This is a genomic window from Streptomyces sp. NRRL WC-3626 (assembly GCF_000718785.1).
GTDB lineage: Bacteria > Actinomycetota > Actinomycetes > Streptomycetales > Streptomycetaceae > Streptomyces > Streptomyces edwardsiae.
This window is the reverse complement of the sequence record NZ_JOCA01000015.1, coordinates 50,287-75,136: the sequence shown is the minus strand read 5'-3', so window position 1 is coordinate 75,136 and position 24,850 is coordinate 50,287. Positions and strand designations below refer to the sequence as shown.

The 24,850-nt window shown below is 72.4% G+C and carries 23 protein-coding genes and 1 tRNA gene; 12 read left to right on the top strand and 12 right to left on the bottom strand.

Annotated elements, in window-relative coordinates:
• Positions 1-32: 32 nt before the first annotated feature.
• From ispD to IF28_RS0122585, 5 genes are all read left to right on the top strand, one after another.
• Positions 33-818: a 2-C-methyl-D-erythritol 4-phosphate cytidylyltransferase gene (ispD, locus tag IF28_RS0122605; RefSeq protein WP_030223449.1), complete on the top strand. Its 786-nt coding sequence runs from the start codon at positions 33-35 to the stop codon at positions 816-818.
• Positions 808-1,305 carry a 2-C-methyl-D-erythritol 2,4-cyclodiphosphate synthase gene (ispF, locus tag IF28_RS0122600; protein WP_030223446.1) on the top strand — a complete coding sequence of 166 codons (498 nt, stop codon included), beginning with the start codon at positions 808-810 and terminating at the stop codon, positions 1,303-1,305. The genes ispD and ispF overlap by 11 nt, the downstream gene beginning before the upstream one ends.
• A gap of 180 nt (positions 1,306-1,485) precedes the next feature.
• Positions 1,486-2,886 carry a cysteine--tRNA ligase gene (gene cysS, locus IF28_RS0122595; protein WP_030223443.1) on the top strand — a complete coding sequence of 467 codons (1,401 nt, stop codon included), beginning with the start codon at positions 1,486-1,488 and terminating at the stop codon, positions 2,884-2,886.
• 127 nt (positions 2,887-3,013) lie between these two features.
• Positions 3,014-3,958, top strand: a complete 945-nt coding sequence (rlmB, locus tag IF28_RS0122590; RefSeq protein ID WP_030223441.1) for a 23S rRNA (guanosine(2251)-2'-O)-methyltransferase RlmB — start codon at positions 3,014-3,016, stop codon at positions 3,956-3,958.
• Between the two features lie 260 nt (positions 3,959-4,218).
• The gene (locus IF28_RS0122585; RefSeq protein WP_030223439.1) at positions 4,219-5,859 is read left to right on the top strand and encodes a DoxX family protein; all 1,641 of its coding nucleotides are present in this window, start codon (positions 4,219-4,221) and stop codon (positions 5,857-5,859) included.
• Between the two features lie 104 nt (positions 5,860-5,963).
• On the opposite strand, the gene IF28_RS0122580 is transcribed toward IF28_RS0122585, so the two are convergent.
• From IF28_RS0122580 to IF28_RS0122570, 3 genes are all read right to left on the bottom strand, one after another.
• A complete protein-coding gene (locus tag IF28_RS0122580) occupies positions 5,964-6,695 on the bottom strand; it encodes a nucleotidyltransferase family protein (RefSeq protein ID WP_030223435.1) in 732 nt (243 codons plus the stop codon).
• Positions 6,696-7,084: 389 nt separating this feature from the next.
• Positions 7,085-7,540: a hypothetical protein gene (locus tag IF28_RS0122575; RefSeq protein WP_030223434.1), complete on the bottom strand. Its 456-nt coding sequence runs from the start codon at positions 7,538-7,540 to the stop codon at positions 7,085-7,087.
• 183 nt (positions 7,541-7,723) lie between these two features.
• Positions 7,724-8,812 carry an ABC transporter ATP-binding protein gene (locus tag IF28_RS0122570; protein WP_030223433.1) on the bottom strand — a complete coding sequence of 363 codons (1,089 nt, stop codon included), beginning with the start codon at positions 8,810-8,812 and terminating at the stop codon, positions 7,724-7,726.
• Positions 8,813-9,102: 290 nt separating this feature from the next.
• Between IF28_RS0122570 and IF28_RS0122565 the strand changes: the two genes are divergently transcribed.
• Positions 9,103-9,176: transfer RNA gene (locus IF28_RS0122565), tRNA-Thr, on the top strand.
• A gap of 42 nt (positions 9,177-9,218) precedes the next feature.
• Here the strand turns inward: IF28_RS0122565 and IF28_RS0122560 are convergent.
• The 3 genes from IF28_RS0122560 to IF28_RS0122550 are packed head-to-tail and all read right to left on the bottom strand — an operon-like array spanning position 9,219 to position 12,321.
• On the bottom strand, positions 9,219-10,115 hold the full coding sequence (locus tag IF28_RS0122560) for an aminoglycoside phosphotransferase family protein (RefSeq protein ID WP_030223431.1): 897 nt from the start codon (positions 10,113-10,115) through the stop codon (positions 9,219-9,221).
• 14 nt (positions 10,116-10,129) lie between these two features.
• A complete protein-coding gene (locus tag IF28_RS0122555) occupies positions 10,130-11,104 on the bottom strand; it encodes a zinc-binding dehydrogenase (RefSeq protein ID WP_030223428.1) in 975 nt (324 codons plus the stop codon).
• Positions 11,105-11,160: 56 nt separating this feature from the next.
• Positions 11,161-12,321 carry an FAD-dependent oxidoreductase gene (locus tag IF28_RS0122550; RefSeq protein WP_030223425.1) on the bottom strand — a complete coding sequence of 387 codons (1,161 nt, stop codon included), beginning with the start codon at positions 12,319-12,321 and terminating at the stop codon, positions 11,161-11,163.
• 131 nt (positions 12,322-12,452) lie between these two features.
• Here IF28_RS0122550 and IF28_RS0122545 point away from each other — a divergent pair, with 131 nt between their 5' ends.
• The gene (locus IF28_RS0122545) at positions 12,453-13,130 is read left to right on the top strand and encodes a pentapeptide repeat-containing protein (RefSeq protein ID WP_078621362.1); all 678 of its coding nucleotides are present in this window, start codon (positions 12,453-12,455) and stop codon (positions 13,128-13,130) included.
• 12 nt (positions 13,131-13,142) lie between these two features.
• Here IF28_RS0122545 and IF28_RS0122540 read toward each other — a convergent pair whose 3' ends face one another.
• A complete protein-coding gene (locus IF28_RS0122540; protein WP_030223421.1) occupies positions 13,143-13,643 on the bottom strand; it encodes a hypothetical protein in 501 nt (166 codons plus the stop codon).
• A gap of 50 nt (positions 13,644-13,693) precedes the next feature.
• On the opposite strand from IF28_RS0122540, the gene IF28_RS0122535 reads away from it, so the two are divergent.
• The gene (locus tag IF28_RS0122535) at positions 13,694-15,106 is read left to right on the top strand and encodes a M1 family metallopeptidase (RefSeq protein WP_030223418.1); all 1,413 of its coding nucleotides are present in this window, start codon (positions 13,694-13,696) and stop codon (positions 15,104-15,106) included.
• Positions 15,107-15,172: 66 nt separating this feature from the next.
• On the opposite strand, the gene IF28_RS0122530 is transcribed toward IF28_RS0122535, so the two are convergent.
• Positions 15,173-15,748, bottom strand: a complete 576-nt coding sequence (locus tag IF28_RS0122530) for a TerD family protein (protein ID WP_030223415.1) — start codon at positions 15,746-15,748, stop codon at positions 15,173-15,175.
• Between the two features lie 170 nt (positions 15,749-15,918).
• Here IF28_RS0122530 and arfB point away from each other — a divergent pair, with 170 nt between their 5' ends.
• Entirely contained in the window at positions 15,919-16,347 is a 429-nt protein-coding gene (gene arfB / locus IF28_RS0122525; protein WP_030223412.1) for an alternative ribosome rescue aminoacyl-tRNA hydrolase ArfB, read from the top strand.
• A gap of 264 nt (positions 16,348-16,611) precedes the next feature.
• On the opposite strand, the gene IF28_RS0122520 is transcribed toward arfB, so the two are convergent.
• On the bottom strand, positions 16,612-17,193 hold the full coding sequence (locus tag IF28_RS0122520) for a flavin reductase family protein (protein ID WP_078621337.1): 582 nt from the start codon (positions 17,191-17,193) through the stop codon (positions 16,612-16,614).
• A 316-nt stretch (positions 17,194-17,509) separates the two neighbouring features.
• Here IF28_RS0122520 and cdgB point away from each other — a divergent pair, with 316 nt between their 5' ends.
• Both cdgB and IF28_RS0122510 read left to right on the top strand, forming a co-directional pair.
• On the top strand, positions 17,510-19,207 hold the full coding sequence (cdgB, locus tag IF28_RS0122515; RefSeq protein ID WP_030223407.1) for a diguanylate cyclase CdgB: 1,698 nt from the start codon (positions 17,510-17,512) through the stop codon (positions 19,205-19,207).
• Positions 19,208-19,324: 117 nt separating this feature from the next.
• A complete protein-coding gene (locus tag IF28_RS0122510) occupies positions 19,325-20,263 on the top strand; it encodes a carbohydrate-binding protein (RefSeq protein WP_030223405.1) in 939 nt (312 codons plus the stop codon).
• A 7-nt stretch (positions 20,264-20,270) separates the two neighbouring features.
• Here IF28_RS0122510 and IF28_RS0122505 read toward each other — a convergent pair whose 3' ends face one another.
• The 3 genes from IF28_RS0122505 to IF28_RS0122495 all read right to left on the bottom strand — a co-directional run bounded on the left by IF28_RS0122505 (position 20,271) and on the right by IF28_RS0122495 (position 23,457).
• On the bottom strand, positions 20,271-21,200 hold the full coding sequence (locus IF28_RS0122505; protein ID WP_030223403.1) for a 1-phosphofructokinase family hexose kinase: 930 nt from the start codon (positions 21,198-21,200) through the stop codon (positions 20,271-20,273).
• A gap of 119 nt (positions 21,201-21,319) precedes the next feature.
• Positions 21,320-22,504 carry an N-acetylglucosamine-6-phosphate deacetylase gene (gene nagA / locus IF28_RS0122500; protein ID WP_030223401.1) on the bottom strand — a complete coding sequence of 395 codons (1,185 nt, stop codon included), beginning with the start codon at positions 22,502-22,504 and terminating at the stop codon, positions 21,320-21,322.
• The gene (locus IF28_RS0122495; RefSeq protein ID WP_030223398.1) at positions 22,504-23,457 is read right to left on the bottom strand and encodes an ROK family protein; all 954 of its coding nucleotides are present in this window, start codon (positions 23,455-23,457) and stop codon (positions 22,504-22,506) included. The genes nagA and IF28_RS0122495 overlap by 1 nt, the downstream gene beginning before the upstream one ends.
• A 156-nt stretch (positions 23,458-23,613) precedes the next feature.
• Here IF28_RS0122495 and IF28_RS0122490 point away from each other — a divergent pair, with 156 nt between their 5' ends.
• On the top strand, positions 23,614-24,846 hold the full coding sequence (locus IF28_RS0122490; protein WP_420713792.1) for an extracellular solute-binding protein: 1,233 nt from the start codon (positions 23,614-23,616) through the stop codon (positions 24,844-24,846).
• Positions 24,847-24,850: the final 4 nt, after the last annotated feature.

Below are 24,850 nucleotides of genomic sequence, written 5' to 3'. Positions count from 1 at the left end.
GTAGGCCGAGCACACAAACCTGACAGGAACCGATGTCTGCCGATCCGCTTCCCCCGCCGTCGCCGACCCCCGCGTCCGGCCCCACGACCGGCCCCACGACCAGCCGCACGGCGGCCGTGATCCCGGCCGCCGGCCGTGGTGTACGCCTCGGCCCGGGCGCCCCCAAGGCACTCCGCGCGCTGGGCGGCATGCCCATGCTGATCCACGCCGTCCACGCCATGGCCGACTCCCGTGCCGTCTCCCTGGTCGTCGTCGTGGCCCCGCCCGACGGCGCACCCGAGGTCAAGTCGCTGCTCGACGCGCACGTCCTGCCCGACCGCACCGACATCCTCGTGGTCCCCGGCGGTGAGAGCCGCCAGGAGTCCGTGAAACTCGGCCTGGACGCGCTCCCGCCCGGCTACGACATCGTCCTGGTCCACGACGCCGCCCGCCCGCTCGTCCCCGTGGACACCGTCGACGCCGTCATCGAGGCCGTACGCCACGGCGCACCGGCCGTCGTCCCCGCGCTGCCCCTCGCCGACACCGTCAAGCAGGTCGAGCCCGCCGCCCCCGGCGAACCGGAGCCCGTGGTCGCCACCCCCGACCGCTCACTGCTGCGCGCCGTGCAGACCCCGCAGGGCTTCGACCGGGCAACCCTCGTACGCGCCCACGAGACCGTGACGGACGACGTCACCGACGACGCGAGCATGGTCGAACAGCTCGGCCTCACCGTCGTCACCGTCCCCGGACACGAGGAGGCCTTCAAGGTCACCCGCCCCCTCGACCTCGTACTCGCCGAGGCGGTCCTCGCCCGCAGGAGGCTCAACGATGGCTTCTGAGCAGCCGTACCCCCTGCCCCGCGTCGGCATCGGCACCGACATCCACGCCTTCGAGGACGGCCGCGAACTGTGGTGCGCCGGCCTGAAGTGGGAGGGCGAGGGCCCCGGCCTCGCCGGACACTCCGACGCGGACGTCGTCGCCCACGCCGCCTGCAACGCCCTCTTCTCCGCCGCCGGCCTCGGCGACCTCGGACAGCACTTCGGCACCGGCCGCCCCGAATGGTCCGGCGCGTCCGGCATCACCCTCCTGACCGAGGCCGCGAGCATCGTCCGCGCCGCGGGCTTCCGCATCGGCAACATCGCCGTCCAGGTGGTGGGCCCCCGCCCGAAGATCGGCAGACGCAGGGAGGAAGCACAGAAACTCCTCTCGGAGGCGGCGGGCGCCCCGGTCTCGGTGTCGGGCGCGACAACGGACGGCCTGGGCTTCCCGGGAAGGGACGAGGGGCTGATGGCAGTGGCGACAGCCCTGGTCGTACAGGACGGGTGAGTGTCCCGGCCCAAGGGGCTCGTACCGTGTCGATCTGCGGCTCCGCCGCGTGAGCGCGACCGGCCCCCACCGGCCCGCGCGTGACGTACGCGCGACCGGCCCCACCGGCCCGCGCGTGACATACGACGTCGAAACCGCCAGAGGCGCACCGCACACCCCGGGGCCTACTACCCTGGTCCCGTGACTATTCGCCTGTACGACACCAGCGCCCGGCAGATCCGTGACTTCACCCCGCTCCAGCCGGGCTGTGTCTCGATCTACCTCTGCGGTGCCACCGTGCAGGCCGCCCCGCACATCGGCCACATCCGCTCGGGCCTGAACTTCGACATCATGCGCCGCTGGTTCGAGTACCGCGGACTGTCGGTGACGTTCATCCGCAACGTCACCGACATCGACGACAAGATCATCGCCAAGTCCGCCGAGCAGCACCGCCCCTGGTGGTCCATCGGCTACGACAACGAGCGCGCCTTCACCGACGGCTACCACGCCCTCGGCTGCCTGCCCCCGACCTACGAGCCGCGCGCCACCGGCCACATCACCGAGATGGTCGAGATGATGCGCGGCCTCATCGAGCGCGGCCACGCCTACGAGGCCGACGGCAACGTGTACTTCGCCGTCACCTCGTTCCCCGAGTACCTGAGCCTGTCCAACCAGGAACTCGACAACCTGCTCCAGCCGTCCGCCGACGGCGAGACCGGCAAGCGGGACCCGCGCGACTTCGCGATGTGGAAGTCGGCCAAGCCCGGCGAGCCCAGCTGGGAGACCCCGTGGGGCCGCGGCCGCCCCGGCTGGCACCTCGAGTGCTCGGCGATGGCGCACAAGTACCTCGGCAGCGCCTTCGACATCCACGGCGGCGGCCTCGACCTGATCTTCCCGCACCACGAGAACGAGATCGCCCAGGCCAAGGCGTACGGCGACGAGTTCGCCCGCTACTGGGTGCACAACGCGTGGGTCACCATGAGCGGCGAGAAGATGTCGAAGTCGCTCGGCAACAGCGTCCTGGTCTCCGAGATGGTCAAGCGCTGGCGTCCCATCGTGCTCCGCTACTACCTCGGCACCCCGCACTACCGGTCGATGATCGAGTACAGCGAGGAGGCCCTGCGCGAGGCCGAGTCCGCGTTCGCGCGGATCGAGGGCTTCGTGCAGCGTGTGATGGAGAAGGCCGGCGGAGTCGTCGAGCCCGCCCCCGAGGTGCCGCCCGCGTTCGCCGAGGCGATGGACGACGACCTGGGTGTCCCGCAGGCGCTCGCGATCGTGCACACCACCGTCCGGCAGGGCAACAGCGCGCTGGCCGCCGACGACAAGGAGGAGGCCGTCGCCCGCCTCGCGGAGGTCCGCGCCATGCTCGGCGTGCTCGGCCTCGACCCGCTGGACCCGCACTGGGCCGGCGAGAGCGACCGCGGCGACGACCTCCACGGCGTGGTCGACACCCTCGTACGCATGGTCCTCGACCAGCGCGAGGCCGCCCGGGTCCGCAAGGACTGGCCCACCGCGGACGCCATCCGCGACCAGCTGGGCCAGTCCGGCCTGGTCATCGAGGACAGCCCGCAGGGACCGCGCTGGAGTCTCGGCCCCCGCTGAGGCCTCCGGCCACGGTGCCTGAAGATCGATTGTGCCGTCCGGGCCTCCGGGCGGCACACTTCTTGGGCACACCTCACAGACCCAGACACCCAAGCACCACCCACGACACAACGGAGACGGATACCTCATGGCCGCGAACAACCGCCGCATGTCCGGCAAGAAGGGCGCGCAGGTCGGCAGTGGCGGCCAGCGACGCCGGGGCCTGGAAGGCAAGGGCCCGACGCCGCCCGCCGAGATGCGCAAGGGGCACGCCAAGCAGCGCGCCGCCCAGGCGAAGGTCCGCCGCGCCCAGGGCGGCCGCCCGCAGCAGCGGCGCGGTGGCGGCCGCTCGACCTCGGAACTCGTCGTCGGCCGCAACCCGGTCGTCGAGGCGCTGCGCGAGGGCGTACCCGCGACCATGCTGTACGTCCAGCAGTTCATCGACAACGACGAGCGGGTGCGCGAGGCGCTCCAGCTCGCGGCCGAGCGCGGCGGCATCAACCTCATGGAGGCCCCGCGTCCCGAGCTCGACCGGATGACCAACGGGCTGAACCACCAGGGCCTGGTGCTCCAGGTCCCGCCGTACGAGTACGCGCACCCCGAGGACCTCGTCGCCGGCGCCCACGACGAGGGTGAGGACCCGCTGATCGTCGCCCTCGACGGGGTCACCGACCCGCGCAACCTCGGCGCGGTCGTCCGCTCCGTCTCCGCGTTCGGCGGCCACGGCGTCGTCGTGCCCGAGCGGCGGGCCGCCGGCATGACCGCCGGCGCCTGGAAGACCTCCGCCGGCGCGGCCGCCCGTACGCCCGTCGCACGCGCCACCAATCTGACGCGTGCGCTGGAGGCGTACAAGAAGGCCGGGATCACGGTCGTCGGCCTGGCCGCCGACGGTGAGGCCGAGATCGGCGAGCTGGCCGCGCTCGACGGCCCGGTCGTCATCGTCGTCGGCAGCGAGGGCAAGGGACTCTCCCGGCTGGTCGGCGAGACCTGCGACCACCGGGTGCGGATCCCGATGCCGGGCGGCGCCGAATCGCTCAACGCCGGTGTGGCGGCGGGCATCGTGCTGTACGAGGCGGCACGCCGGCGGGGCTGACCTTTCAGGTCCGGTGGGGGACGCCGGTCGGAGGCCGGCGCGGCCGTGCGATGCCGCGCAGCGTGCGAGTGCGGCAGACGGAGGTGCCGCCGGTGTGGCGGCGGGCATCGTGCTGTACGAGGCGGCACGCCGGCGAGCCTGAACGGGTGTTCTGTCGGGTCACCCACATGGAGTGTTGCGGGTGGTCCGGACCGGCTTGACGCGGTCCGGACACATCCGCCGGGTCAAGGCAGTGTCCTAACGGCATGTCACTCGGTTAGATGAGTGTGGACACCAGAACACCCCGCACACCCACGGGGGACCGCTCGTCGGCACTCGACGACGTTCCCGCGCTGAGCATGGTGAAGGTGCCGAGCGATCCGGCGCAGGTCATCGTCAATCACGCCAGCTTCCGCGTGCAGCTGGGCGTCTCGGCGCGGCGGGCCTCGTCACCGCGGATCGCACGGCACATGAGCGCCGCCGAGGACACCGCCCGCATCCCCGTCGTCACCACCGTGGGCACGCCCGGCCAGGCCGCCCGCCGACGGCCCGTCGTCTGGAGCGGCCGGTCCGCGCCCGACGACACCGGCGCCCACCGGCTCCTCCAGGCCGTACGGCACGAAGGCGTCCGCCCCGCCGACGAGCGGCTCACCGACTCCGGCGCCACCCGGCTCGTCCCGCGCCCCGGCACCGGCTACGACGACCCCGTCACCCAGACCCTCGAGACCCCGCTCGTCGGCGCCCAGCGCGGCCCGGCCGACGGACCGCTGCTGCCCCCGATGCGGCCGGTCGGCAGCGCCTACGACGAGCCGGCGTACGCCGGGCCGGACGATCCCGCGTACGACTCCTACGGGTCCTACGACTCCTACGACGAGGCGGAGGGGGCCGGCCGACGCGGCAGACGGCACGGCGGCGACGACCCGGCCCGCCACGCCTACTACCCCGGCCGCCGGATGAACCTCGGCGTCGTCCTGCTCCCCCTCCGTGTCTTCCTCGGCGGTATCTCCGTCTACGCCGGCATGGGCAAACTGTGCGACCCGCTCTACTTCGACGGCGGTCAGCGCGGCTCCATGGTCAAGTGGCTGCACACCCTGCACCCGTGGGAAGTCGCCGAGCCGCTGCGCCAGTTCGCCCTCGAACACCCCATCGGCTCCGGACTGGCCATCGCCTTCGCCCAGATCGTCGTCGGCGTCCTCACCGTCCTCGGCTGCTGGCAGCGCGTCGCCGCCGTCGTCGGGGCGACCCTCTCCGCGGCCCTGCTGGTCACCGTCAGCTGGAAGAGCGTCCCCGCCTACGAGACGCCCGACATCATCTACCTCGCCGCCTGGTCACCGCTGATCATCGCGGGCGCCCCCGTCTACTCCGTCGACGGCCGCCTCGCCGGCGGGGCCTGGCGCCGGCTCGGCCCCCGCGCCGACATCTGGGACCTGCGCCGCTACGTCCTGCGGCGCGGCGCCCTCGTCGCGTTCGTCGTCTGCGGATTCAGCATGCTCGCCGGCTCACTCCTCGGCGGCGCCGTCCGCGACACCGACCGGGTCGTCGTCCCCGGGCCCGGCGAGGCCCCGCGCAACGAACTGCCCGGCTCCCCGCTGCCGGACGACTCCGGCGAACGCCCGAAGGAGAAGCGGACCCCGTCCGCCTCCACCTCGCCCACCCAGGGCGCCACCTCCGGTACGACGAGCCCGTCCGCCGGCACCACCAGCCCCGGCGCGACCCAGGGCGCCGGAGCGGCCACCACCGGCGCGCCCGGCCAGACCCAGGGCAGCACCGGCCAGGCCCCGCCCCAGCAGTCCACCCCGGCCGGCCAGGCCCCGAGCACCACCTCCGGGCCCACCTCGGGCGGCGGCGCCTCCGGCAGCCCGAGCGGCGGCAGCGGCGGCACGCCGGGCGAGCCGGGGCTGGTGGGCGGGCTTCTGGGCTAGCTCGCATACGACGACGGGGGTCCCGCACGGATGTCGTGCGGGACCCCCGTCGTCGTACGGCGGTGTGCGGTGGCGCTGCGCGGGCCCGGTGGCCCCGCGGCGCTCTAGCGGCCCTGGGCCGAGAGTTCCTTCGCGGCCTCCGTCAGGTCCTTCGCGGTGTCGATCGCCCGCCAGTAGGAGCCCTGCGGGATCGGGAAACCGGCCAGTCGCCGCTCGCGCGCGAGATGCGGGAACGTGGTGCGCTCGTGGTCGCCGCGCTCCGGGAGGAGGCCGGCGAACTCGGGGGAGAAGACGTACACGCCCGCGTTGATCTCGAAGGTCGACGGGGGCGCCTCGATGAAGTCCGTGATGTGCCCGAAGCCGTCGGTGCGCACCGCGCCCCACGGGATGCGCGGGCGGGCCAGGGCGAGCGTCGCGACGGCGTCCCGCTCGGTGTGGAAGTCGGCCATGTCGCGCAGCGAGAAACGGGTCCAGATGTCGCCGTTGGTGGCGTACCAGGGGCGGTCCGGGTGCGGAAGGCGGGCTGCGGCGTACTTCAGGCCGCCGCCGCGGCCGAGGGGTTCCGTCTCGACGACCGTGGTGACCGAGAGGGGGAGGTCCGCGGTCTCCAGCCACTTCTGCAGCACCTCGGCGAGGTGGCCGCAGGAGACCACGACATCGGTCACGCCCTCCTCGGCGAGCCAGGTGAGCTGGTGGCCGATGATCGGGGTTCCCGTGCCGGGGATCTCGACCATCGGCTTGGGGCGGTCGTCGGTGTACGGGCGCAGCCGGGATCCCTGGCCTCCGGCCAGGACTACGGCTTGGGTGGGGCGGGCGACGGCGCGCGGATCGGTCATGCCCGCACTTTACGCGGCGCTTGCGGGGGGTTGGGGGGTGGTGTGCGGGTGCCTCGCGTGTGGGGGGTGGGGGGTGTGGGCCGGCGGCTGTGCGGGCTCCCCGCGCCGGTTCCGGGCGGGGTGGGAGCGCGGCCCGGCGCTTGCGGGGTGCTCCGCGGTGGGGTGGCCGGGGGGTGTTCGCGCAGCCCGGCGCCGGCGGGGTGCCGTCGCGCCCACCCGTGCCGCCCTGCGGCACGATTGCCCGCGGCTGCGGGGCACCGTGCCCGCGGCTGCGGGGGATCAGCTCGCCGCGTGCCGTCGCGCCCACCCGTGCCGCCCCAGCGGCACGACTGCCCGCGCAGGGCGGAGGGTGGAGGGTGGAGGCGTGGTGGTCGTGCCGGCGGTGGGGGTCAGCGGTTGGCTGTGGTGATGCCGGAGGCGAAGGAGGTGTCGCAGACCGGGCGGGCGTAGGACTGGGCCTCGGTGGGGCCGTAGACACGGACCGCCGCCTTGCCGAGGGCGCGGGCGATGGACGTGCAGTGCTTCGCCAGCGACGGGCGGTCGTTCACGGCCTGCTGGAGGTGGGTGAGTGCCACACCCGGGTCCTTCTCCCGCATCTCCACCAGCAGCATGTCCCGCAGCACATGCTGCGGCGCACGCTCACCGGCGCGCGAGGACGCACCGGAGGCGGAGGTGTCCGAGGCGGCGAGCACGGGGCTCGACGGGCTCCCCGACCAGTTGACCCGCGCGACCGCGAGTGTCCCGGAGAGCACCAGGACGACGGGCAGGACGAAGGCGAGGGAGCGGCCGATCCGGCGGGCGGGGCCCCGGCCGCGACGCGTCTGACGGTTAGTGGAGTGCTTCACGCGTGTGAGGGTAGCGCCCGGTAGCGGTGAGAAAACATTCCGTCACCGTTACGGGTGACACGGAGCCCCGTACTCCGGCCGACGTGTTGACGTACGGGGTCGAAATGCCCGTTGTGCCGGGGTATTTGTCGACAACGCGAAGGGCCCCGCAGCGCACTGCGGGGCCCTTCGCGAAAAACGGCGTCAGTCGGACAGGCGCGCACCGGTCGACGTCGAGAACACGTGGGTCTCACCCGCGCGCGGCACGACGTGCAGCTGGCTGCCCTTCTCCGGGACCTCACGGCCGCCGACGCGGACGACGATGTCCTTGGACTCGCCGCCGACCTGGGCGGTGCCGTACACGAACGCGTCGGAGCCGAGCTCCTCGACGACGTTCACGGTGACCGCGAGACCCTTGTCGGCCTCGGCGCCGGCCACGTCGAAGTGCTCGGGGCGCACGCCCACGGTGACGGTCTTGTCGCTGGTGGCGGAGAGCGCGTCACGCTGCACCGGCACCACCGTGTTGCCGAACTTCACACCGCCGTCGGCGACCGGGACCTCGACCAGGTTCATGGCCGGGGAGCCGATGAAGCCGGCGACGAACAGGTTCGCGGGCTTGTCGTACATGTTGCGCGGGGTGTCGACCTGCTGGAGCAGACCGTCCTTGAGGACCGCGACACGGTCACCCATGGTGAGGGCCTCGACCTGGTCGTGGGTGACGTAGACCGTGGTGATGCCGAGACGGCGCTGCAGCGAGGCGATCTGCGTACGCGTGGACACACGGAGCTTGGCGTCCAGGTTGGACAGCGGCTCGTCCATGAGGAACACCTGCGGCTCACGCACGATCGCGCGGCCCATCGCGACACGCTGGCGCTGACCGCCGGAGAGCGCCTTCGGCTTGCGGTCCAGGTACTCGGTGAGGTCGAGGATCTTCGCGGCCTCCTCGACCTTCTGCCGGATCTCCGCCTTGTTGACGCCGGCGATCTTGAGCGCGAAGCCCATGTTGTCGGCGACCGACATGTGCGGGTAGAGCGCGTAGTTCTGGAACACCATGGCGATGTCCCGGTCCTTCGGCGGCAGGTGCGTGACGTCGCGGTCACCGATGCGGATGGCACCGCCGTTGACGTCCTCGAGCCCCGCGAGCATGCGGAGCGAGGTGGACTTGCCGCAACCGGACGGGCCGACCAGGACGAGGAACTCGCCGTCCGCGATGTCGATCTCGAGGGCGTCGACGGCGGGCTTGGTGGAGCCGGGGTAGATCCGGGTCGCCTTGTCGAACGTGACAGTGGCCATGGTGAATGGTCCCCTTCTACCGGCAGGAACGTGCCGGACGATCCGAGTAGGAAGGTGGTGCCACGACGGATGTCCCGTTGTGGTGTTGGTCCACATGAGTGAACTGGCTCAGGACGGTACCTGCCGTTCACCTGCTTGTCAGTAGTTCCAGGGCTGTGAATTTCGCGGAAACTTTCGACCATGGGGATGTCTGTTCGGTTTCGTGCGTGATCATCGCACTGCCGGAAGTGCGTGGCTGGGCGAAACCCGCTCTGTGTACAGTGGACCAGCCTTCGCGCGCGCAGCGCGGCGCCTCCTTAGCTCAGTTGGCCAGAGCAACGCACTTGTAATGCGTAGGTCGTCGGTTCGAATCCGACAGGGGGCTCTGTCGAGATCCCGGGTCGGACCCCTTCCGGCCTGGGATCTCTCATGTCGTACGGCCGCGTAGCCGGCGGGCGGTCTCCAGGTCCGCCTCGTCCAGGGGGCGGCCGTCCTCGGTTTCCCACAGGCAGTTCTGCAGGAGGCGGCCGTAGGTCCACGCGCGCGCACGCGTGCGGTCGAGGGCGAGGACGTCGGTCATGGCGTCGAAGCGCCAGGTGATGTCGGCCGGGTCGAAGCGGTTGTTCAGGGCGGGCCAGAGGTCGAAGGCGGGGTCGCCGGCGAGGGGTTTGGGGTCGATGGCGAGCCAGGGGGCGCGGTCGGCGGCCAGGACGTTGTCGAAGTGCAGGTCCCAGTGGAGGAGCCGGTCGCCGGGTTCGTCGGCGACCTCGCGTACGGCGGCGGCGCAGTCGGCGACGAGGCGGCGGGCGGCCGGGTCGGGGATGCGGGCCAGGGCGGCGGGGGTGCGTTCCAGCATGGCGCGTGTGATGTCGCCGAGGCGGCGCATGTCCGCGGGGGCGGGGGTGGTGTGGAGGTGGGCGAGAAGGCGGGCGATGACCAGGACGGCTTCGTGGGTGTCGTCCTGATGGGAGAGCATCCGGGAGGCGTCCAGGCGTTCCAGGAGCATGGTGCCGGTGGGTTCGTCGTGGTCGAGGAGGCGGACGGCGCCGTCGCCGTTCCACAGGCGCAGGGCGATCGGTTCGCCCTCGCTCTCGTGGTCGCGGATCTGGAGTTTGAGCACCGCGTGTGTGCCGTCCGCGCGGGTGACGGGGAGGACCAGGGCGCTCACGCCGTGCATGGGCGCCCCGGTGACGCGCAGCCGCCAGCGGTTCAGGAAGGCCGTGGTCAGGTCGGGGAGGGCGGCGATGAAGGCGCGGCCGGCCTCTTTGTTGTACTTCTCCTGGGCGGCGGCGAGTTCCGCCGGGATGTCGATCACTTCTCGCACGGTAGTGGTGTCGGCTACGGCTCCAGTACGACTTTTCCGGTCGTGGCCCTGTTCTCCAGGGCGCGGTGGGCCGCGGCGGCCCGGGCGAGGGGGAAGCGGTGGACGGCCGGGGTGAGGCGTCCTTCGGCGGCCTGGGCGAGGGCGCGCAGTTCGAGGGTGCGGACGGGGTCGGGGCCGCCCGCTCTGCGCATCATCTCGGGGCCGAGGACGTTGACGGTGGTGCCTTCGACGACGTACGGGCTGTCGCTGCTGATGCCCTGGGAGGTCCAGCCGAAGACGACGTGCCGGCCGTGCGGGGCGAGCAGGGCGACCGTCGCGCGGGCGACGTCCCCGCCGACGCCGTCGTAGACGATGGTGACCTTGCCCTGGTGGGCGGCGAGGTGTCCGGGCCAGTCGGGGGCGGTGTAGTCGATGGCGTGGTCGGCGCCGTTCGCCGTCACGCGTGCGGTCTTCCGAGGGCCGCCGGCGAGGCCGATGACGGTGGCGCCGGCGTTCTTGGCGTACTGCACGAGCAGGGTGCCGATGCCGCCGGCGGCCGCCGGGACGACGACCACGTCACCGGGGCCGGGTTCGGCGAACTGGACGATCCCCATCGTCGTACGGCCGGTGCCGATCATGGCGACGGCTTCGGCGAAGTCGAGGCGTTCGGGGATCTCGTGCAGGCGGTCGGTGTCGGTGACGGCGAGTTCGGCGTAGCCGCCGGGGACGAAGCCGAGGTGGGCGACGACGCGGGTGCCGAGCAGGTCTTCGGGGGCGCCGTCGCCGAGTGCGTCGACGACTCCGGCGACTTCGCGGCCGGGGACGGTCGGGAGGGTGGCGGGGGCCGGGCCGGGGCCTTGTGCGCCCTCTCGCAGGGCCGCGTCGAGGAGGTGGACGCCCGCCGCGCGGACGGCGATCCGGACCTGGCCGGGGCCCGGCCGCGGGTCGTCGGTCTCCTCGTAGGTGAGGTGGTCGGCGGGGCCGAAGGCGTGGAGGCGGATGGCGTGCATGTGGAATCCCCCAGGGGTGTGGTGTCCGGTGTCGCTGCGGCTCCCACCCTTCGACCTCAAGCGTGCTTGAGGTCAAGCGCGTTCCGGCCGAGGGCGAGGGAGACGGCGGTCAGCGCGCTGTTGAAGGAGACCTCGGAGAGGACGCCGGGCGCGGCGACCTGGTCGCCGGCGAGGTACAGGCCGTCGCCGCGGTCGATGGCGGGGCGGTCGCGCCAGGTGGTGCCGGGCAGGTCGACGGCGCCGGTGCGGCCGTTCGCCACGGCGTCCCGTCGCCAGGTGACGCGTGAGCGCCAGCCCTCGAAGGCGAGGTCGAGGAGTTCCTCCGCGCGGGCGGTGCCGTCGGCCTTGGACCGGCCGGGGGCGATGGGGATCTGGCCCTGGATCAGCTGTTCGCCGGCGGGGGCGAGGGTGCGGTCCTGGGCGGTGAACCGTTCCAGCCAGCCGGGGGCGTCCAGGTCGGACACGGCGAAGGCGTCCTTGCGCCGGGTGCGTACGGCGAGGTCGACCAGGACGGTGCGGCCGCTGGGCCAGGTGAGGGTGGGGTCGCCGAGGAGGCGGCGGGCGGAGTCGAGGGACGTGGCCACGACGACGGGGGTGCCGGTGGGCAGGGTGTCCACGCGGGAGAGGGTTTCCATGCGTACGCCGAGGTTCCACGCGCGGGCGGCCATCCGGTCGATGAGTCCGCCCCAGCCGCCGCGCGGGTAGTGCGCCTCCGGGGGCAGCTTGGTGGCGCGGCGCAGGCGCTCCTGGACGAACGCGGCGGACAGCGAACCCGGATCGTGGTGGAAGACGGCGACGGCCGCGTAGTGGGCGGCGGCCCGTGCGCCGTCCTCGCCGGCGATCCGGGTGGCCCAGGTGAGGAAGTCGGTGTCGGCGGGTGCCTCGGCGACGCTCCGGCGCAGCAGTCTCAGCATGGCGAGGGGCGGGGTGCGGCGCAGCGTGCCGCGGTGGCGGAGGCGGAGCCGGGCGGCTTCCAGGGGCGGGAGCGGGGCGAGGGGGCCGATGAGGCCGCGCTGCCGGAGCCAGGTCCAGTGGGGGCCGCCGTTGTAGAGGGCGTGCGGTCCCTCGTTGGTGCGGTAGGTCTGCTCGGCGGTGCGGGCGCGGCCGCCGAGGGTGTGGTGGGCCTCGTGGACGGTGACCTTGGCGCCCGCCTCGGCGGCGGTGATGGCGGCGGTGAGGCCGGCGAAGCCGCCGCCGACGACGGTGATGCGGTGCATGGCTGGGGTCTCCCTCGGTCGGGGTCGCCTTCCGGCTTTGGGGATACGACGAGGGGGTGCGCGGGAATGTGACATGCGGGGCGTTTTCGCAGGTCGGGGGGATTGTCAGTGGGCGGGTGCAGCATGGGGTCATGGCGAGGAGAGCGGTGGGTGGTCCGGGAGTGAAGGGGGCGCGGCGCCCCGAGCTGCGGCTGCCCGCGTTGGAGCGGTTCGAGGGGGGTGGGCTGGAGCCGGACGGGGATTACGACGGGCTGGAGTTCCTGGAGGCGGATTTCGCGGGGCAGGACGGCGGCGGGGCGCGTTTCATGGACTGCGCGCTGACGGGGTGTGCGCTGGACGAGGCGCGGCTGTCCCGGGTGCGGGTGCTGGACTCGGTGCTGGCCGGTGTCCGGGGGGTGGGCACCGATCTCGCGGAGGCGACGCTGCGGGATGTGGAGCTGACGGAGGCGCGGCTGGGCGGGGCGCAGTTGCACGGGGCGGTGCTGGAGCGGGTGCTGGTCCGCGGCGGCAAGCTCGACTTCCTGAACCTGCGGTCGGCCCGTCTGAAGGACGTCGTCTTCGAGGGCTGTGTGCTGGTCGAGCCGGACTTCGGCGGTGCCCGGCTGGAGCGGGTGGAGTTCGTGGACTGCGCCCTGAAGGGGGCGGACCTGTCGGGGGCGACGCTGAAGGACGTGGATCTGCGGGGCGCCGCCTCGCTGGAGATCGCGAGGGGGGTGGACCGGCTGTCGGGTGCGGTGATCAGCACGTCCCAGCTCCTGGACCTGGCCCCGGTGCTGGCGGGGGAGCTGGGGATCAGGGTCGAGGGCTGAGGGAGGAGGGGGTTACGGCAGCCGGGGGAAGCGGGCCTGGAGGGTCCAGACGGCGGGGTTCTCGGCGAGGTCCTCGTGGAGGTCCGTGAGGTCGGCGAGGAGGTCGTGGAGGAAGTCGCGGGCTTCGCGGCGGAGTTCGGTGTGGGAGAAGGTCAGCGGGGGTTCGTCGGCCGGCTGCCAGTCGGCCTCGATGTCCACCCAGCCGAAGCGGCGCTCGAAGAGCAGGCGGTCGGTGGATTCGGTGAAGTCCAGTTCCGCGTGCTGGGGGCGGGAGGCGCGGGAGCCGGCGGGGTCCCGGTCGACGTGCTCGACGATGTCGCACAGGGCCCAGGCGAAGTCGAGCACCGGCACCCATCCCCAGGCTGTGGACAGTTCGCGGTCCGAGGCGGTGTCGGCGAGGTAGACGTCTCCGCAGAACAGGTCGTGGCGCAGGGCGTGGACGTCCGCGCGGCGGTAGTCGGTCTGCGGAGGGTCGGGGAAGCGGTTGGAGAGGGCATAGCCGATGTCGAGCACGGGGGTGATGGTGTCACGCCCCGACGGGGCGGTCCTCATAGGATCCGGGGGTGCGCTTTTCTCGCCCCTGGTCCCGTGGTGCCGTCGCCGCCCTGCTCGCGGTCTCCGTGGCCGCCTGCGACGGCGGATCCGGGGATGTCGCCGGGGGTGCCGGGGGTGCCGGGCTGGGGGATCCGTATTTCCCGAAGGCCGGTAACGGCGGCTACGACGTCCGGCACTACGCCCTCGACCTCGCCTACGACCCCGGCGCGCACCGTCTCACCGGCACCGCGACGATCACCGCCCGGGCGACGCGGAGTCTGCCCGCGCTGAACCTCGACCTCGAGGGCCTCGACGTCGAGGAGGTCACGGTCGACGGTGCGGCCGCGCGCTGGAGCCGTGACGGGCAGGAGCTGACCGTCCGCCCGCGCGAGGCCGTGGACGGCGTCTTCCGGGTGGCGGTCCGCTACGGCGGCGCCCCGGTGACCCTCACCGACCCGGACGGCTCCGAGGAGGGGTGGCTGCGTACGGCGGACGGGGCGCTGGCGCTGGGGGAGCCGGTGGGGTCCATGACGTGGTTCCCGGGCAACCACCACCCCTCCGACAAGGCGACGTACGCCGTGGCGGTGACCGTGCCGAAGGGCTTGCGGGTGGTGTCCAACGGGGAGCCGGCCGGTGAGGAGCGCGCGGGGAGCCGTACGACGTACCGCTGGCGCACCGGTGAGCCGATGGCGAGCTATCTCGCGACGCTGGCCATCGGCGGATACGAGGTCGGGCGCACGGTGACCGCGGGCGGGCTGCCGGTGTACACGGCCGTCGATCCGGAGCAGGCGGAGGCGAGCCGTGCGGTCCTGGCGCGGATTCCCGAGGTGGTGTCCTGGGCGGAGAAGGTCTTCGGGCCGTACCCGTTCTCCTCCACCGGCGCGATCGTCGAGCGCCCCGAGGACGCCGGATACGCGCTGGAGACGCAGAACCGGCCGGTCTTCCCCGGCGCGCCGGACCTCCCGCTGCTGGTCCATGAGCTCGCCCACCAGTGGTACGGCGACTCGGTCACCCCGGCGTCCTGGCGGGACATGTGGCTCAACGAGGGGTTCGCGACCTACGCGGAGTGGCTGTGGCGGGAGGACCACGGCGGAGACAGCGCTCAGCGGACCTTCGACGCGCTGTACGCGGGGGAGTACTTCCCGGACGCCGGGTCCAACCGGGAGCTGTGGTCCTTCGCGCCCGCCCGGCCGCCGGGGGCGGAGCAGATCTCCGGTGTCCCGGTCTACTGGCGTGGCGCGATGGTGCTGCACAAGGTGCGGCAGACGGTCGGTGACGACGCGTTCCGCGCGCTGCTGCGGGGCTGGGCGCGCGAGCACCGGCACGGCAACGCGGACACCGGCGACTTCACGGCGTACGTCGAGGGGGCGGCGCCGGACAAGGACTTCGCCGGGATCTGGGAGGAGTGGCTGTACGGCGCGGGGCGGCCGCGGCGGCCCTGAGCGGGCGCGCCGGAGCCCCCTCGCCCTGACGGGTCCGGGGGCTCCGGTACGGGTGCGGGGTGACCGTCAGACGCTCACGCCGAAGTCCTGGGCGATGCCCACGAGGCCCGAGGCGTAGCCCTGGCCGACGGCGCGGAACTTCCACTCGGCGCCGTTGCGGTACAGCTCGCCGAAGACCATGGCGGTCTCGGTGGCGGCGTCCTCCGACAGGTCGTAGCGGGCGATCTCGGCGCCGCCGGCCTGGTTGACGATACGGATGTACGCGTTGCGCACCTGGCCGAAGTTCTGGCTGCGGTTCTCGGCGTCGTAGATCGACACCGGGAAGACGATCTTGTCGATGTCGGCGGGGAGGGCGGCGAGGTTGACGTTGATCGCCTCGTCGTCGCCGGCGCCCTCACCCGTGCGGTTGTCACCGGTGTGGACGATGGTGTTGTCCGGGGTCTGCTTGTTGTTGAAGAACACGAAGTGGCCGTCCGAGTAGACCCGGCCCTGCGTGTTGACCGCGATCGCCGAGGCGTCGAGGTCGAAGTCCGTGCCGGTGGTGGTGCGGACGTCCCAGCCGAGGCCCACGGTGACGGCGGTCAGGCCCGGAGCCTCCTTGGTGAGCGAGACGTTGCCACCCTTGGACAGGCTTACAGCCATTGTTGGGAGTCCCTTCCCTCGTTTGCGTACGGCTACGTACGGCCTAGAAGCTACAGCTACCACCTTGAACGCGGAGAGGGGTGCGTGAGGTTCCAGGTCGCTTTACTTTCTTTACCGGGATCCGAATATTCGGATGACGTGACCGGGTCAGGAGCGGGAACCTGTACGTCATGTCCGGTCCCTATGTCATCCGCGGCTCCGTCTCCCTGCCCGAGGCCGAGCTCATGTGGCGATTCTCGCGGTCGTCCGGGCCGGGCGGGCAGCATGTGAACACGAGCGACTCGCAGGTCGAACTGCGTTTCGATCTCGCGCGTACGGAAGCGCTGCCGGAGGTGTGGAAGGAGCGGGCGCTGGAGCGGCTGGCGGGGCGGCTGAACGGCGGGGTGATCACTGTTCGCGCTTCGGAGCACCGGTCGCAGTGGCGCAATCGTGAGACGGCGGCGGTGCGGATGGCCGCGCTGCTCGCGGAGGCGAGTGCGCCGCCGCCGAAGCCGCGGCGGGCCACGCGGATTCCGCGGGGGATCAACGAGCGGCGGCTGCGGGAGAAGAAGCAGCGGTCGGAGACGAAGCGGGGGCGCTCCGCGCGGGACTGGGGGTGACCCCGCCGGTCCCCCCGGGGGTTACCCCGGGCCCCGGCGCCCCCCGTGGGGGTGGGTTCGCGCCTTCGGCGGGTGCGGGTGCGTCGTGGCTGGTCGCGCAGTTCCCCGCGCCCCTTCAGGGCGTGCGGCGTCCGTCGGCTGCCGAGCTTGACGGCGCCCCGTGGGCGCCGGGCTGCGCCCGGTGCGGTCGCGCGCGGTGAATTTATGGACCGAGGGGGGAAATCCCGTTAGGGAAACGGGATTTCGACTGCCCGCGCATTGCGGTCAGCCCAACTGGCGGTAACGGCCGCGGAAATAGGTCAGGGGGCCGCCCTCCGCGCTCGGGATGTGGGCCGTCAGGACGTGCCCGATGACCAGGGTGTGGTCCCCGGCCGGGACGCGCCGTTCCGTGCGGCATTCCATCGTCGCCAGCGCCCCGCCGACCAGCGGTGAGCCGCTGTGTTCGCCGCGCCGGTACGGAATGTCCGCGAAGAGCAGCCGGTCGCTGACCCGCCCCTTCATCGCGAAACGACCCGCGACATGGCGCTGGCTCTCGGAGAGGACGGACACCGCCCACAGGGGCTGTTCGTCGAGGAGTTCGTCCATGCGGGAGCCGTTGCGCAGACTGACCAGCACCAGCGGCGGGTCCAGCGAGACCGACATGAACGCGGTGGCCGTCATGCCGACGTCCTCGCCGGCCGGCGCCGAGGGGTCGTCGGGGTCCAGCGGCGGCTCCTGCGCGGTCACCAGGACCACGCCGGCGGCCAGCCGGGACAGGGCGGCACGGAACTCGTCGTTGCTCACCCCCTCAGCATGCCGGGCGGCGGGCACAACGGTGATCGTGGACGGGGCGGAAGTGTTCGGCACGCCGGAAACGCTAATGTCCGCTCCACAGGCACCGCATCGGGCCCCGGCCCGAGACGGGACCTAGGACCAACGCCCGAGACGGGCACAGTCCATGCACAAGCACCACAAAAACTGCGTTCCGTAAGCACACCCGTAAAGCGCGGAAAGAACACGCAATTGTTCACGTTTAGTTGTGACTTGAGTCACAAGGGGCAATAATTGTTGACCCTGTGTACCGAGTGAGCAGCGCGCTGTGATTCAGTGGCGGGGAAACTGCTGGGACGATACGCCGAAGAGAACGCTTGATTCGCTGCGAGGTCTCGGGAGGAGGGCGAGGATGGAGACCGAGTCGGAACCCTACGTCCGCCTTGCGTCGCTGCGGCAACTCCACTCGGCCATGGCCGACATGAACACGGCCCGCAGCCTCGCGGACACCCTGCAGACCGTCGCCGACGGCGTCGTGGACGCCCTCAACTACGAACTCGCGTGTGTCAATCTCGTACGCCCCGACGGTGATCTCGTCGTCGCCGCCCTGGCCGGGAACTCCGCGGCCGAGGCCCTCATCACCGGCCGGACCGGCTCCCGCGAGTCCTGGGACCGCCGGCTGCACATGGGCGAGCGCTGGGGCGACCTGGTGTTCATACCGCACACCGAGGGCTGGGTCCTCGACGACGACGACGTACCGCAGTGGTACACCGACGGGCCCGCGCCCCGCTTCGAGGACGAGTGGCACCCCTCCGACCGGCTCTTCGCCCCGATGTACGCCCCCGGCCCGCAGGGCGGCGGCACCTCCGGCGAACTGGTCGGCATCCTGTCCGTGGACCGCCCGCGCAACGGCCGCCGGCCCGGAGCCTGGGGCCGCGAGGCCCTGCAGATGTACGCCTTCCAGGCCGCCATCGCCATCAGCAACGCGCGTCTGCGTGCCAACATGCAGCGCGCCCTGGTCCGTCTGGAGCGCGAGCAGCAGGCGCTGCGGGCCAGCGAGGAGAGCTTCCGGCAGGCCTTCGAGTACGCGCCCTCCGGCATGGCCATCGCCGAGATGGGCGGTGACCAGCACGGCCGCATCCTGCGCACCAACGACGCCCTGTGCCGCCTCCTCGGCCGCCCCGCCTCCGCGATGCGCCGCTACTCCTTCTCCGACCTGGTCCACCCCGAGGACATAGGCACCCTGCTCCGCACCTCCGCCGAGGGCGGCCGGGCCGAGCTGCGCCTGTGCCGCCGCGACAGCACCTACGTCTGGGTGTCCCTGCGCAACAGCGTGGTCGCCGACGCCGCCGACGGGCCGCGCTTCCTCCTCACCCACGTCGAGGACATAGAGGAGCGCAAGCGCCGCGAGCTCCAGCTCGCCCACCGCGCCTCCCACGACTCGCTCACCGGGCTGCCGAACTCCGCCGAGCTGCGCGCCCGGCTGTCGTCCCGGCTGTGCCGGCAGTCGCCGCAGCACGTGCTGCCCGCCACCGTCGACTCCATGGAACCCTTCGAGTCCTTCGACTCCGTGGACGGCTTCGACGCCGCCTACGGCCCGCCCGCCTTCGACCGGGGCCACGACTTCGACTTCCCGCCGGGCGCCGAGAAGTACGACGGCTTCGACCACCATGTGCACCTGGTCGCGCCCGCCGCCGAGTTCGACGACGGCGCCAAGGGGCTCGCGGTGCTCTTCTGCGACCTCGACGGCTTCAAGTCGATCAACGACCGGTTCGGGCACAACGCGGGCGACGCCGTGCTCATCGAGGTCGCCCGCCGGCTCGGCAACGGCGTGCGGGACGGCGACACCGTCGCCCGGCTCGGCGGCGACGAGTTCGTGATCCTCGCCGACGGTCTCGGCCGGGCCGACGCCCAGGACCTCGCCGTACGGCTGCGCAACGAGATCATCCAGCCCATCCGGGCCGAGGGGCGGGCCGTCAGGGTCGGCGCCAGCTTCGGCATCGGGTGGGCGCACTGCGGGATGACGGCGGACGAAGTGCTGAAGTCCGCTGACGAACGGATGTACGTCGAGAAACGATCTCGTCCCAAACAGCATCGCCGTGCCGGATGAACCGCAGGTCAGTCGAGCGATGCGGTCGGAGTCACCCGTTCGGGTCATGAGAAGCAGGTAGGCTCGCTAGCTCCACCCCTCACTCTGCACCCGATCCGCAGCTAGGAGCACCAAGGGATGACGGCCGGCAACAACGGCGCGAGCACGCCGGAGGACGACGACCCGTTCGGCTACCTCTACGCCGACGGGCAGGCCAACGGCGCCCAGCCGCCGTCCGGGGGCTACGGCTACCCGAACTCGGTCAACCGGGTGCGGCCGGTCGGGACCCGCCAGTACGGCGCACCGGGCGCCGGCGCCCCGCAGGCACCGCAGCAGCAGGGCGTCTACGGCCAGCCGAGCGCGCACTACGCCGCCCCGGAGACACTGCCCGGCGGGGCGCCCAGCGCCCATGCGTCGCACGGCGGCGGAGGCGGCCGGGGCCGCGGCCCGAACACCAAGGGCCTGCTCATCGGGGCGATCGCGGTCGTCGCCGCGGTCGTCATCGGCATCGGCATCGCCATGATCGGCGGCGATGACGACGACAAGGGCGACAACCAGGCGGACTCCACCCCGACCCAGTCCCAGGACAGCGGCGAGCCGACCCCGTCGGCGAGCGAGGGCGACGACGGCGACAAGGAGACGGCGGAGCTGCCCACCATCGACGCGAAGGCGCTGCGGCTCGGCGGTACGGCCGCCACCGCGTCGGACGTCGAGGGCGCGCAGTCCGACGGCGGCGTCTACGTGGCCGGCCTCAACCAGCCGGGGAACTCGGTCACCTGGACCGTCGACGGCATCCCGGAGGACGGCGCCTACACCGTCTTCGTGCGCTACAGCACCGCCGACGAGGACCAGTCGATGACGCTCACGGTCAACGGCAAGGAGTTCGGCTCCAAGGTCAACATGGGCAACTTCGCCCATGCCAAGGACGGCGACTTCTCCAAGGGCTGGACCAAGACCTACTCCTGGCCCACCCTCAACAAGGGCACCAACACCATCTCGGTCTCCTGCGCCGACGGCGACAAGTGCAACGTCCTGCTGGACCAGATGTGGCTGAAGAAGGGCCAGGTCAAGGACTGACCCGGTCCTAGGCCGCGCCGCTCTCCCGCGTCACCGTGACCCCCGTCAGCAGCTCCTCATAGGCCGTCCGGTCGAAGTCGCCGGCCGTCGGGGACAGGACCGTCGCCGTGGACAGGGCGACCGCGCGGGCCAGGCGGTCCGGCCAGGGGCGGTGTTCGACCAGGGCGGACAGCAGGCCCGCGACCGCCGAGTCGCCGGCGCCCGTCGGGTTGCCGGCCAGGCGGGTCGGCGGCGTCGCGCGCCAGCGGCCCTCCGGGGTGAGGGCGAGGAGGCCCTTGGGGCCCAGGGAGGCGACCACCGTGCCCGCGCCGCGCCGGCGGGCGTCCTGGGTGGCGCGCGACGGCTCGTGTGAGCCGGTGAGTTCGGCCAGCTCCTCGGCGTTCGGCTTGAGGATGTCGGGACGGCCCGCCACCCCGCGGCGCAGCGCCGCACCGCTGGTGTCGAGCAGGGTCGGCACCCCCGCCGCGCGTGCCGTGCGGAGCAGGCCCGCGTACGCGCCCACGGGGACGCCCGGGGGCAGGCTGCCGCACAGGGCCACCGCCGAGGCGGAGGCGAGGAGGTCCTCGTAGACCTCCTGGAAGGCGGCCCATTCGGCGTGGGTGATCGTCGGGCCGGGTTCGTTGAGCTGGGTGGTGTCGCCGGCGCGTGCGTCGACGACGGCGACGGTGCGGCGGGTCGTGCCGGAGACCGGGACGAGCGCGTCCGTCAGGCGCGGGACCTCGGTGAGCCGGTCGCGCAGGATCCGGCCCGTCGTGCCGCCCGAGAAGCCGGTGACCGTCACCTCGTGGCCGAGGGCGGTGAGCACCCTGGCGACGTTGACGCCCTTGCCGCCGGGGCTCTCCGTCACCTCGGAGATCCGGTGGGAGGCGCCGGACCGCAGGGACGGTACGCGATAGGTGATGTCGAGAGCGGTGTTCAGCGTGACCGTGAGTATCACCGGGCCGACCTCCCCTTTTACCTGCGCATGTCCGTAGGACCCGTGGTCACGATCATGCCAAAGGGACGGCGGTCGGCCCAGCCCCCGGACCGGCCGCCGTCCCCCGGGGGCGGGACGGATCAGCCCAGTTGGGGACGGACCACCCATTCGCCCCGGCGCATCACGCCGACCAGGTCGAACCCGGCGTCGAGCACCACCAGGTCGGCGTCCTTCCCGGGCTCCAGGGAGCCGATGCGGTCGTCCAGGCCGAGCAGCCGGGCCGGGTTGACGGAGATCGCCCGTACGACGTCCTCGACGGGCAGCCCGTCCACCGTGACCGCCCGCTTGAAGGCACGGTCCAGGGTGAGCGTGGAGCCGGCGATCGAGCCGCCCTCCACCAGCCGGGCCACCCCGTCCGCGACCTCGACCTCCAGCGGGCCGAGCATGTAGCGGCCGTCGCCGAAGCCGGCCGCGTCCATCGCGTCGGTGATGAAGGCGACCCGGCCCGCGCCCGCGTGGTGGAAGGCCAGCTGGAGGGCGGCCGGGTGCAGATGGGTGCCGTCGTTGATCAGCTCGACGGTGACCCGCTCGTCCTCCAGCAGCGCGGTGATCGGGCCGGGGGAGCGGTGGCCGAGCGGCGGCATGGCGTTGAACAGGTGCGTGGCGACCGTCGCCCCCGCGTCGACGGCCTGCAGCGTCTGCTCGTACGTGGCGTCCGTGTGCCCGACGGCGGCGATCACGCCGTGCTCCGCGAGCAGCCGTACGGAGTCCAGGCCGCCGGGCAGTTCGGTCGCCAGGGTCATCATCCGCGCGTGTCCGTGCGCCGCGTCGACCAGCTTGCGGACCTCGGCCGGGTCGGGGTCGCGCAGCAGTCCCTCGTCGTGCGCGCCCTTGCGGCAGGGGGAGATGAAGGGGCCCTCGAAGTGGATGCCGGCGATCTCGCCCTGCTGGGCCAGCTCGGCCAGCATCCCGGCGTGCCGGGCGAGGAAGTCCAGGTCGCCGGTGACGGCGGAGGCGACCACCGTGGTGGTGCCGTGCAGCCGGTGGGTGTGGACGCCCTTGAGGACGTCCTCGGCGGTGCCGCCGGCGAAGGAGGCGCCGCCGCCGCCGTGGTTGTGGAGGTCGACGAAGCCGGGGACCACCCAGTGGCCGCCGAGATCGACCGTCTCCGTCCCTCCAGGAGCCTTCGCCGAACCTCCGACGGGCTCCGGCCCGGGGGGACCCCCATCCGCGATCCGCGTGCCCTCGACGATCACGCGGCCGTCGTCCACGGTCCCGGTGGGAAGTACCAACCGGGCACCGGTCAGAACCTTGGTGGGGGCCATCAGGTGGTTACCTCCGAAGGAGACGAGGGGTCAGTGGTGTCGGCGAGCAGGTCCCAGGCGAGGAGCCCCGCGCCCAGGCATCCGGCGGTGTCCCCGAGGGCCGCGGGGACCAGGGACGGCAGCTTCTGGAAGGTGACCCGCCGCCGGACGGCCTCCCGCAGTGGTGTGAACAAGGTTTCCCCCGCCTCGGCGAGCCCGCCACCGATGATCAGCGTCCTGGGGTCCAGCAGGGTGAGCGCCGTGACCAGCCCGTCGGCGAGCGCGTCCACCGTGTCCTGCCACACCCGCCGGGCCCGTACGTCACCGGACTCGACGGCCTTGGCGCAGTCCGCCGCGTCCGCGCCCGGGTCGCCGCAGGCGGCGGCCCAGGCCTCGCCGACCGCGGCGGCGGACGCGTACCGCTCCAGACAGCCGCGCTGGCCGCAGGGACAGACGGCGCCCTGCTGCCGTACGACGATATGGCCGATCTCGCCCGCGAAGCCGTGCGCGCCCGCCTCCACCCGGCCGTCGATGCCGATGGCGCCCGCGATGCCGGTGCCCAGCGGCACGAACAGGAACCGGTCCGCGCCCCGGCCCGCGCCGATCCGGCCCTCGGCGAGACCGCCGGTGCGGACGTCGTGGCCGAGGGCGACGGGGACGCCGAGCCGTTCGGTGAGCAGTGCGCGCAGCGGGACGTCGCGCCAGCCGAGGTTGGCCGCGTAGACGGCGACGCCCCCGGACTCGTCGACGATGCCGGGGACGGCGACTCCGGCGGCGGACGCGGGTTCGCCGTACCGCCGTACGCCGTGGGCGCGCAGGTCGGCGGCGAAGCCGAGGATGTCCGCGACGACCGCGTCCGGGCCGCGTTCGCGGCCGGTGGCCCGGCGGTCCTGGTGCAGCAGCTCGCCGTCCGCCCCGACCAGCGCGGCCTTCATCCCGGTGCCGCCCACATCGAGGGCGATGACGTGTCTCACGGGTGACAGTGTGGACCGGCTACCCTCAAGAGGTCTAGTCCACTCACGTGGTGTAGACCTTATTCCGATTATCGAAATGTTTTCCGATGGCGCGTCAGCGCCGGGGCAGGGGTAAGGCACGTGCAGCGGCGGGTCAGGACAAGGGCGATCGCGGTGGTGTCCGCACTGGGGCTGACGGGGGTCCTCGGCGGATGCGGTCTCGGCGGCGGATCATCCGACGTGACGCTGAAGCTGGTCGCCGCCGACTACGGCGACAGCGAGTCCAACAGCTCCGAGAAGTACTGGCAGGACCTGGTCGACCGGTACGAGGCCGAGCACCCCGATGTGAAGATCGACGTGGACGTCTACTCCTGGAACGACGTCGACCGCAAGGTCAAGGAGATGGTCGACGCGGGCGAGGCGCCCGACCTGGCGCAGATCGGCGCGTACGCCGACTACGCGGCCGAGGGGCAGCTCTACAAGGCCGGCGACCTGCTGTCCATCCCCGTCCAGGCGGACTTCCTCTCCCAGCTGACCACCGCGGGCGAGGTCAACAGCGTCCAGTACGGCATGCCGTTCGCCTCCTCCACGCGCGTGCTGTTCTACAACAGGACCCTGTTCGACGAGGCCGGCATCACCCCGCCGAAGACCTGGGACGAGCTCGCCGCGGACGCCGAGGCGCTCAAGGCGGAGGGCGTGAAGTACCCGTACGCGCTGCCGCTCGGCCCGGAGGAGGCCCAGGCCGAGAGCATGCAGTGGATGCTCGGCGGTGAAGGCGGCTACACCGACATCACCGGCACCTACAGCATCGACTCCGCGGCGAACGTCGAGACCTTCGGCTGGCTCAAGAGCGAACTGGTCGGCAAGGGCCTGACGGGTCCGGTCGCACCCGGCAAGCTCGACCGGGCCGACGCGTTCGAGGCGTTCGCCGCCGGGCAGGTCGGCATGCTCAACGGCCATCCCTCGCTGATGGAGACGGCGAAGGCGAAGGGCGTGAAGTTCGGCATGGTGCCGACACCGGGCGCCGAGGGCGAGAGCAAGGCCACGCTCGGCGTCGCCGACTGGATGATGGCCTTCAAGGAGAACGGCCACCGCGACGAGATCGGCGACTTCCTCGACTTCGTCTACAGCGAGGACAACGTGCTCGCGTTCTCCCGCGAGTACAACCTGCTGCCGGTCACCGTCTCCGCGTCCCGGACGATGGCCGCGTCCGAGCAGGACAAGGACCTCAAGCCGTTCCTCGACCAGTTGGCGACCTCGGAACTCTACCCGGTCGGCAACACCTCCTGGGCGGCGGTCAACGCGGCGGTGAAGAAGGAGATCGGCAAGGCGGTCGCCCCGAACGGCAGCCCCGCGGGCGTCCTCGGCGGCCTCCAGGCGGCGGCGACGCGCGCGGAGGTGGCGGGGTAGCCTG

What these genes read in the sequence shown, in the direction of transcription:
- rlmB (WP_030223441.1), top strand. Translation starts at nt 3,014, where the DNA reads ATGGCCGCGAACAACCGCCGCATGTCCGGCAAGAAGGGCGCGCAGGTC.
- IF28_RS0122555 (WP_030223428.1), bottom strand. Translation starts at nt 11,104, where the DNA reads ATGCACGCCATCCGCCTCCACGCCTTCGGCCCCGCCGACCACCTCACC.
- IF28_RS0122530 (WP_030223415.1), bottom strand. Translation starts at nt 15,748, where the DNA reads ATGGCTGTAAGCCTGTCCAAGGGTGGCAACGTCTCGCTCACCAAGGAG.
- IF28_RS0122545 (WP_078621362.1), top strand. Translation starts at nt 12,453, where the DNA reads ATGGCGAGGAGAGCGGTGGGTGGTCCGGGAGTGAAGGGGGCGCGGCGC.
- nagA (WP_030223401.1), bottom strand. Translation starts at nt 22,504, where the DNA reads ATGGCCCCCACCAAGGTTCTGACCGGTGCCCGGTTGGTACTTCCCACC.
- IF28_RS0122550 (WP_030223425.1), bottom strand. Translation starts at nt 12,321, where the DNA reads ATGCACCGCATCACCGTCGTCGGCGGCGGCTTCGCCGGCCTCACCGCC.
- arfB (WP_030223412.1), top strand. Translation starts at nt 15,919, where the DNA reads ATGTCCGGTCCCTATGTCATCCGCGGCTCCGTCTCCCTGCCCGAGGCC.
- IF28_RS0122580 (WP_030223435.1), bottom strand. Translation starts at nt 6,695, where the DNA reads ATGACCGATCCGCGCGCCGTCGCCCGCCCCACCCAAGCCGTAGTCCTG.
- cdgB (WP_030223407.1), top strand. Translation starts at nt 17,510, where the DNA reads ATGGAGACCGAGTCGGAACCCTACGTCCGCCTTGCGTCGCTGCGGCAA.
- IF28_RS0122510 (WP_030223405.1), top strand. Translation starts at nt 19,325, where the DNA reads ATGACGGCCGGCAACAACGGCGCGAGCACGCCGGAGGACGACGACCCG.
- IF28_RS0122585 (WP_030223439.1), top strand. Translation starts at nt 4,219, where the DNA reads ATGAGTGTGGACACCAGAACACCCCGCACACCCACGGGGGACCGCTCG.
- ispD (WP_030223449.1), top strand. Translation starts at nt 33, where the DNA reads ATGTCTGCCGATCCGCTTCCCCCGCCGTCGCCGACCCCCGCGTCCGGC.
- IF28_RS0122570 (WP_030223433.1), bottom strand. Translation starts at nt 8,812, where the DNA reads ATGGCCACTGTCACGTTCGACAAGGCGACCCGGATCTACCCCGGCTCC.
- ispF (WP_030223446.1), top strand. Translation starts at nt 808, where the DNA reads ATGGCTTCTGAGCAGCCGTACCCCCTGCCCCGCGTCGGCATCGGCACC.